7 protein-coding genes and 2 pseudogenes are annotated in these 8,297 nt (G+C 42.4%); 5 read left to right on the forward strand and 4 right to left on the reverse strand.

From position 1 onward, the window contains the following. Nucleotides 1–240 precede the first annotated feature (240 nt). Both H5993_RS08590 and H5993_RS08595 read left to right on the forward strand, forming a co-directional pair. On the forward strand, nucleotides 241–1,461 hold the full coding sequence (locus tag H5993_RS08590; RefSeq protein WP_204777050.1) for an IS110 family RNA-guided transposase: 1,221 nt from the start codon (nucleotides 241–243) through the stop codon (nucleotides 1,459–1,461). Between the two features lie 343 nt (nucleotides 1,462–1,804). Beyond that, entirely contained in the window at nucleotides 1,805–2,701 is an 897-nt protein-coding gene (locus H5993_RS08595; RefSeq protein ID WP_180871354.1) for a TrmH family RNA methyltransferase, read from the forward strand. Between the two features lie 170 nt (nucleotides 2,702–2,871). Here the strand turns inward: H5993_RS08595 and H5993_RS08600 are convergent, their stop codons facing one another. From H5993_RS08600 to H5993_RS08610, 3 genes are all read right to left on the reverse strand, one after another. Beyond that, nucleotides 2,872–3,858, reverse strand: a complete 987-nt coding sequence (locus tag H5993_RS08600; protein WP_204777051.1) for a LacI family DNA-binding transcriptional regulator — start codon at nucleotides 3,856–3,858, stop codon at nucleotides 2,872–2,874. A 74-nt stretch (nucleotides 3,859–3,932) separates the two neighbouring features. Continuing rightward, the gene (locus tag H5993_RS08605) at nucleotides 3,933–5,204 is read right to left on the reverse strand and encodes an oligosaccharide MFS transporter (protein WP_180871356.1); all 1,272 of its coding nucleotides are present in this window, start codon (nucleotides 5,202–5,204) and stop codon (nucleotides 3,933–3,935) included. Nucleotides 5,205–5,221: 17 nt separating this feature from the next. Further along, nucleotides 5,222–6,628: a glycoside hydrolase family 32 protein gene (locus H5993_RS08610; RefSeq protein WP_204777052.1), complete on the reverse strand. Its 1,407-nt coding sequence runs from the start codon at nucleotides 6,626–6,628 to the stop codon at nucleotides 5,222–5,224. 318 nt (nucleotides 6,629–6,946) lie between these two features. Between H5993_RS08610 and H5993_RS08615 the strand changes: the two are divergent. After that, a pseudogene (locus H5993_RS08615) lies at nucleotides 6,947–7,186 on the forward strand (amino acid permease); the annotation flags it as partial. Between the two features lie 11 nt (nucleotides 7,187–7,197). Further along, the gene (locus tag H5993_RS08620; protein ID WP_338033145.1) at nucleotides 7,198–7,473 is read left to right on the forward strand and encodes a universal stress protein; all 276 of its coding nucleotides are present in this window, start codon (nucleotides 7,198–7,200) and stop codon (nucleotides 7,471–7,473) included. Nucleotides 7,474–7,533: 60 nt separating this feature from the next. Here H5993_RS08620 and H5993_RS08625 read toward each other — a convergent pair whose 3' ends face one another. Then, entirely contained in the window at nucleotides 7,534–7,740 is a 207-nt protein-coding gene (locus H5993_RS08625) for a hypothetical protein (RefSeq protein WP_180871359.1), read from the reverse strand. A gap of 389 nt (nucleotides 7,741–8,129) precedes the next feature. Here H5993_RS08625 and H5993_RS09745 point away from each other — a divergent pair. Beyond that, nucleotides 8,130–8,297, forward strand: a pseudogene (locus tag H5993_RS09745) (MerR family transcriptional regulator); the annotation flags it as partial.

Below are 8,297 nucleotides of genomic sequence, written 5' to 3' on the forward strand. Positions count from 1 at the left end.
CCCTAACTGAGATTTGATGTCTTCAGTATAGGGGGTTAGCCATATGATTAATAGACGTGTCGTTATTCACCGCTTACCTCCCAGGGACTTCGAGTCCGTATTATAAAATGATCTCCGCTATCTTTGATTTGATATTTTGCTTTTAGGTTGTGGAACTACGAGTTCGAGTATTTAGGAAATGAAGTACAAATCTAGGATAGCGGTTATATCTAGCTCTATTTATAGAAAGGAAGTCTTTTTATGTCTGATATATTTGCCTTGGATGTTTCAATGGGGAAAAGCTACTGTGTCTGGTATCGAGGGAAACACTGTTTAAAGGAGTTTTCTTTAGTACACACGAAAGCGGGGTTTAATGCTCTACGAGATATGATTAAGAAAGCTCAGAAGCCAATTATCTACTTTGAAGCGACTGGAATTTATTCGCGAGTAATTGAACATTTCTGTGAGACCAATGGTCTCCGCTTTTGCCGTCTTAATCCACTAGAACTTCATTTAAAGTCCGAGAGTCTACGACGAGTTAAGACCGATCAGAAAGACGCTCATCGGATTGCGCTCACTGTCCAGGAAAATGCTTTTCGATTAACAGTTCCTTGGAAAAAAGAATATCTTCAGTTACATGAGCTTAGTCGGTTCTATAATCAGCTCAATGCTGATTGGAACTATCGTCTAAATCATCTTCATACTGCACTTGAACAAGTTTTTCCAGAACTTAAGCAATTATTTGTAAATAGAACATCTAAATTAGCGTTGAATATCGTGGAGCTTTTTCCTCATCCAGCACTAGTTAGGCCTTATTCGAGAGTTAAATTAAAGAATATTCTAATGGCATCTACAGATAAACGAATATCTAAGATGAAAGCTTATAAGTATGCCGATCGATTAATCGATCTCGCCCAAAAATCATATCCGGCTGTTTCTGGTGATGCCATTCAGGTTGATGAAGTTCGCTACTATGCTCGCCAATTAATTGCCTTAACCCGTAAAAGGGAAGAGGTTATCAAGCGGATGGAATCTATTGCCCAGCGCTTACCAGAGTATATCCTATACTGCTCTTTTCCGGGAATTGGGAAACAAACTGCGGCTCAGTTAATGGGAGAATTGGGCGACATTAGTCGCTTTGACAATGCCAATCAGCTTAATGCCTTTGTCGGAATTGATATTCGTCGTTACCAATCTGGAACCTATTTAGGTCAAGATCACATTAATAAGCGTGGAAACCCGATTGCCCGTAAGCTCTTATATTTTACTGTAGGTAATATGATCCGCCAACAACACGCTAATTCTAATCATATCGTTGACTATTACTATCGTTTAAAAGAAAAACGACCTCATCCAAAACTGAATAAGGTCGCCATGGTAGCTTGTATGAATAAAACTCTGAAATGTCTCTTATCCATGATTAAGCACCATGAAAAATACCACTATCGGTATACGGACTCAATAGTCCCTGTGAAGGCATAACCACCTCACAATTTTAATATACCACTAATTCTCGATTTTTGAAGAAGAACCGGGTTGGTTTAGTATACTCTTCTTTTCTAAATATTTTTCTTGACTAATCGTAGGAAGGAGGCCGGGAAGAAACGTGCGTTTCTTCCCGGCCTCTTTACTTTTGCTTCGATATTTGATGATTGTCGGACGGGATTAGGCTTAATTGTGGTGCGGGGGAAGCTTTCTCCCAACCGACTTAAAAAATCCCCTCCTCCGCAGTTTTTAATGTTATTTAAAACCAAACTTGATTGCGACAGTTGTCCATAAGCTTTACAATGATAGCTAAATTATTACCAATGAGGATAAATCTTACATGCATAACTTAATTTTTCTAGAGAACCTGGAAGGAAAAGATTTAGCTCCATATGTCCGCCTTAATGAAGCCCAACTTTTCCATGCGTTAGCGCCCCATCCCGGTTTATTTATCGCCGAGAGTCCAAAAGTGATTGAACGCGCCTTACGGGCTGGTTATCGGCCAGCTTCACTGCTCATGGAGGCAAAGACCATGGAGCGGGACTTGGCTGATCTAGACCATGAGATGGCAATCAATCAAACCACTGGTCTAGGGCAAACGCCAATTTATGTTGTTGATAGTAAATTACTCCGTCAGTTGACGGGGGCCGGATATAACCTTTTGCGAGGGGCTTTGGCGGTAATGTATCGGGTCCAACGACCGGATTTAACTAACTTTTTAGCGACGATGCCGAGTGATCATCCCCGGATTGCCATTTTGGAAAGAGTCGTTAATCCCACTAATGTTGGGGCAATCTTTCGGTCAGCGGCTGCCTTAGGGATCGATGGCATAATTGTAACCAGTGATTCGGCGGATCCGCTGTATCGGCGGGCTTCCCGAGTTGCGATGGGAACGGTCTTTCAGGTTCCTTGGACTTATATGGACGCCAAAATCTGGCAGCGTGAAGGGATTGACCTGTTACACCGGTTTGGTTACAAGACCGCCGCAATGGCCCTCCGTCATAATACGATCGATATTGATCATCCGGTGTTGGGGGAAACGGAAAAGCTAGCAATCATTCTCGGTTCGGAAGGTCCCGGATTAAACGAAGCAACGATTGATCAGAGTGACTTTACAATCAAAATCCCGATGGCCCCCGAAGTTGATTCCTTAAACGTTGCGGCTGCTTCCGCCTTAGCCTTTTGGGAGTTGGGTAATCGAAGACTTCACCCGGAATGGTCCGGTGATAAGCACTAACAGCCGCTGAATTGGTAAAAACAAATCCAAGGTTGGTACCAATTCCGTAAGTTTAGCCAGATTGTGGGGGGAGCCTAGAATCGCGTGGTCGGGTAGAAATGTTCGTGATTATAATTTCAAAATTAATCGTTTTAAATAGGGATTAGCAATAAATGGTTATTAGTTCCCTTTTATTTTGCTCGCAACGTTGCTCCTTCGCGCAAGGTTACTGGTAAAACTACCGAAGCTGGGAGGGGTTGTTTTTTTAATCGTGATTCCAAGAGGTCAACGGCAACGTTAGCCATATTAGCAATTGGTTGGACAATGGTGGCCAGGTCGGGGGCTAATAATTGACTGGCTTGGGTGCCATCATAACCAATAATTTGGAGATCGTTTGGGAGGTGGTAACCCCGTTGGTGGGCAATTTGGAGTAATAAGGCGGCATCGGTATCGTTAGAAGCAAAGATCCCATCAACATCCGGATGTTCATCAAAGAGTTGATTAAAAACATTAACGCGGTCGGTGTGATCACCATAAAAATTAGTTAAGTAGGTAGTCGGCGTTAGTTGGTGAGATCGCATAGTAGTTTCGTAAGCTACTTTCCGTTGCGTGTCGTGCTGATTCGATGGTAGGTTATCAGTATGAATAATTTTGGTAGCTCCCCGTTGAATTAAGGTTTCAGTGGCCAATTTTCCGCCAGCGTAGTTATCAGATTGCACAACAGGGATGTCTTGGCGCAGATAACGATCAATGGCAATAATCGGTAAGTTGGCATTTTGATATTCCTCGACGTTGTGATTGTGGGTAGCGATAATTAAGGCATCCACCTGATGATTTAAGAGTTGTTGGAGGTAACGACTTTCTTTTACGGCATCATTTTGGGCGTTACCAACTAGAACCTTGTAGCCCATCTTAAAAAGCCGGTTTTCCAAGGCGGAAGCCAGTTCACCAAAGAAAGGATTAGCGACGTTAGGGACGAGGATCCCGATTAATTGGGTTTTTCCGGTCGTCATCTGTTGAGCAATGGCGTTAGGCCGGTAGTTTAATTCCTTCATTGTCCGTTCAACTAGGTTAATCGTCTTTTGACTCAAGTACCCCCGGCGGTTGATTACCCGGGAAACCGTGGCTTTTGATACCCCAGCAGCGTCAGCAACATCCTCTAGTCGTAGTTTTGCCATGAAAGCGCCTCCTTTCTAAAGAAAATTATAACGAAAAATCCCCCGAGATAAAACTAGCGCGGGGGATGAAAGAATTAATCAATTTCCAATGGCTGCCCATTCACGTCTTGATCATCCTTCTTCAAGATTACGAAGGCATAGATAGCAGCGCAAATCACAATGGCAGAAATAATGAGGAAAGTGGATTGGTAACCAATCTTATCGTGTAAGGTCCCAAGTGGGGTAGAGAAGATGATTTGACCAACTTGCCCAGCAATCTGACCGACTACCATGTACATTGTAGCAGAAAGCCGGGTATCAAAGTGAAGGGTTAAATACCGGAACATAGCTAAAGCAAAGATCGCTGTTTCTGGAGCGTGGAGTAACTTTACAATTGAAATTCCCAGTGGATTAGTTACAATTCCACAGAGGCCGATCCGGACAAACATGACGGTTACCCCAATCAAGAGTGTTCGCCGAACTCCAATTTTCTTCATCATTGCGGGGACAAGGGCCATCATAATTGCTTCTAAGAATACTTCAATGGAGTTTAGGATCCCGTAAGCCGTGTCCCCAGAAGCTTGGGTGGCAAAGAACCGGGTGAAAAATTCGGGGAACATCTGTTGGTCAAAGACGGTATAGAAGGAACCGCTAAAGATAATGAAGATGGTTAATTTCCAAAGCTCTGGGAGCTTAAAGACTTGAAGGATTTCCTTGAAAGAAGGCTTTTGGGCTTCCTTGGCTTCCTCAGCTTGATTTTCAAATTTATCAATCGTTGATTGTTTCGTTCGCGAACCAGTAATCAAAATAATGAAAGTAATGACACTAAAACCACTGGACAACCAGAAAACAATGTAGGGACTGATGGTAAAGAGGTATCCAGCGCAAAGGGCAGCAATCGCATATCCGAATGACCCCCAGGCCCGGGCTTTTCCGTATTCGTAACCAAAGCGTCGGCCCATCCGTTCGGCTAGGGCTTCAAAGGTTGGTGAAGCGGCTAAGAAAGCAAAGGAAAGGTAAAGTGAGCCTAGCAAAGCCCCAACTAAGAAATTTGTGTGTAAAAGTGGGGCGTATATCCAAGTGAAGAAGGGGCCGAGTAACATTTCTAAGACGGTAATCACCAAAAGCAGGTTACGTTTAAGCCCTAGGTGGTCTTGGATGGAACCATAAACAAACATTAGGACCAAGGTAATGGCGGAGTTAAAAGTATAAATGGTCCCAACTTGGGTCCCGGAGAAGCCAAGCCTAGTGGTTAACCAAATTTGAAAGAAAGACCACCAAATTCCCCAAGCCATAAAGAACATTAATAAACTAAGTGAGCCTTGAAGATAAAATGGATTCTTGAAGGCACTAACTTTTTGCTTCATGATTTAAACTCCTTTCGTTAAGCGAGCTGATAAGCTTCAATTTGGGTAGGTAGGGCCTGATTAGCACTAACGGTAGTTTGGATTGGTTGATCAGCGTAGTAACGTTCAGTAAAGGTAGTTTCGCCATCATTAATAAAGATCTCAACTGAGCTCGTATCAATGAAGAGGTGAAGTTTTAATTGATGGCCCGTAAATTTAGCGTATCGAGGGGTTAAATCCCCCTGTTGGATAGTAATATCACCACTCGCTTGGTCAGCGACCAGAGTTAATAGTGGTTTGCCAGCACTTTCCAATTGCCATTTAGTAATGCTAGCCGGGGCAAGATCGATGGTAATTAATTGTTCGCTGTGTTGCTGGTCATCGTAATTAAAGGTGTAACTTGAAGCGAGAGTCATCACTTCGTTAGCAACTTGGCTTTCTCGGAGATTCTTAAGTTCCCGGGCGGGAGTCATCAAAAGTTGTCCTTTTTGATAATGAAGTTCCCGTGGTAAGGTCAAACAACCAGCCCAGCCATCGGCTTTTTCGGGCATTGGGTCATCAAAAGAACTCATCCAACCAATCAAGATCCGGCGCTTATCAGGAGTTAAGAAAGTTTGGGGAGCGTAGAAATTGTGACCCCGATCTAGTTCCCAGAAGGGACCATGGTCAAATGTTGCTTGCTCATAATTGAGTTGGCCGGCTTGGTAGCAAACTGATGAAACATTTAAGAAGTTATGGGCAACGGCTTTAATTCCCATTGGTGAGTAAAGTAAGATATCAGTATCATTAACTCGGAAAAAGTCTGGGCATTCCCACATAAAGCCTTCACTGTCGGCAACTTTAGCCTTTGCGATTGGTCCCTGGTTTTCCCAGAGGATCAGGTTAGTTGATCGGTAAAGGAGGGCCCGACCAAGGCCATCAGTAGCTTGACTACCAAGAATTAGCCAGTAGTAGCCATCTTTTTGCCAAACTTTCGGATCCCGAAAGTGTTGGGTATTATCCGCTGGAGCCGTAATAATCGGGTTATGTTTTGACTTGGTGAAGTGAATGCCATCATCACTGTAGGCTAAGTTTTGATTTTCCCAGAAGTGATCTTGGTCGCCATCATCAAAGTAATGGTGACCAGTGTAAATAAGGTAAAGGCGCCCATCTTTGACAATTGCTGAACCTGAGAAGCAACCCCCAGTATCTTCGGGATCGCCAGGTACTAACGCCACGGGGAGTTGTTCCCAGTGAACGAGGTCACGGCTCCGAACATGGCCCCAATGCATCGGCCCCCATTCAGCGGAATAAGGATGGAACTGATAAAAAACATGGTAGTAACCTTTGAAGTAACAAAGGCCATTGGGGTCATTGAGCCAACCGCCGGGTGTTGAGATATGAAATTGTTGCCGATAGCGTTGGTTAGTAACTTTGATCGTTTTGGATTCATCAACTTTTTGCATGATTATTGCTCCCTTTTATGATTTGTTGAAGCGCTTACAACGACAGCATAAAGGGAAAATTGGTTTCGGTCAATCGATGGACAGAAAATGATTCGTTACATACAATTGGACTGGTACAGTTAATCACCGATTGTTAAGGCGATACAACCGTTTGCCCAAAAAATTGGTAAATTGAAAACTAAAATGAAAATGAAATAAAGCGGATGGGAACGGCATTTTTCCCACCCGCTTTTGATTAATTTGATGATGTTATCAACATTAGCCACCAACTAAATTTTCACTCGGGAGCAGATGATGGGGAGTTTAGCTAGCCAGGCTTCATTAGTGGTTTCGACAATCTTGTATTGCTGTATGACCTTAACCATGACGGAGGTTGTCCGGTATCCAATTTTTCGTAAATACATTAACGCCCCGGTTTTAGCTGTCCTTACAAAGACTGGCCAAAGTTGGCTATCGATTATTGTTTCCATTGGGGCGATTCTGGGGATGACGACGGTTATTCTGGTACTATTATATGGTCAGTCACGGATCGGTTACTCGATGTCCCGGGATGGACTCCGCTTTTTGGCGTGAGTGAAGACTTTTACCAAGACTTTGCGGTACGCACGAAAGAAAAATTACAACCTTATTTCGAAAAAGCGCGACATCAAGGCGTTAATGTGCGGGCTGAGGTAATCATTGGGAGTATTAAGACGGTGCTTGCCAAGGACTTTCCCGATCAGCATGATGTTGATCTGATTGTACTGGGTAACACAGGCATCAATATCGTAGAAAAGATGTTGCAAGGTTCACATACTAATTACCTTGTGCGCCATGCTAAAGCTGATGTACTTGTAGTTAAATAAAAGCTCGTGACCAGCGTTGTTGAATAATACTCGGAGATGAAATAGAGGGCAGAAAGAAACCTATGGTTCTTCCTGCCCTCTTTCTTTTTGAATGAGGTGCCACTGGCGCCAATAAGGGAAAACAATTAGTCCTAAACTAATGAGAACTAAAACGAACATATTATCAAAAACATCAATGTTTCCTTGACCAATAAAACTGATGATTAAGGTGAGGCCCCAAAAGATAACTTCATAGCCTAAAACCTTAATTAATAAATCAATTCCCAAGCCGACACCTCCTATGTAATCTTAATAATAAATATTGCTTACACTATGAGTGTACAATATATTGCTGGCCTTTTTCGTCACCAATTGATAATAATTCGATTACATTCATTTTACAGTCGATTAGATTGAGTATTAATTAAGGGTTATTAGTCAATTAGGTGGGATCTAATTATAAAAGCGCCGTGTTTAAATTCTAGTAAAAGAAATTTTAAGGTTTGAGTAAGGATGAAGCTTTAGTGATAAAATAATAATTAAACAATTACTTAGCGTTAAAAGGAGGAGATAACAGTTAAATGAAATATAGTTAATTATAATCAAATGCTATATAATACTCGCAGAAAGAAGAATGTGGGGCGAGTATTGTGTCTAAAATATTAAAGCCAAAAGATATGGCTGAAAAATTGGGGGGGGTTACAGTGCTAACTCTCCAACGTTGGGATAATAAAGGAATTCTAAAAGCTCATCGAACACCAACCAATTGAAGATATTATACAGAAGAACAATACTTGCAATATATTGGGATGTCCGAAAATGTACAGGATCGCAAAACAGTAGCC

Source organism: Limosilactobacillus alvi (assembly GCF_016900115.1).
Classification (GTDB): Bacteria; Bacillota; Bacilli; order Lactobacillales; family Lactobacillaceae; genus Limosilactobacillus; species Limosilactobacillus alvi.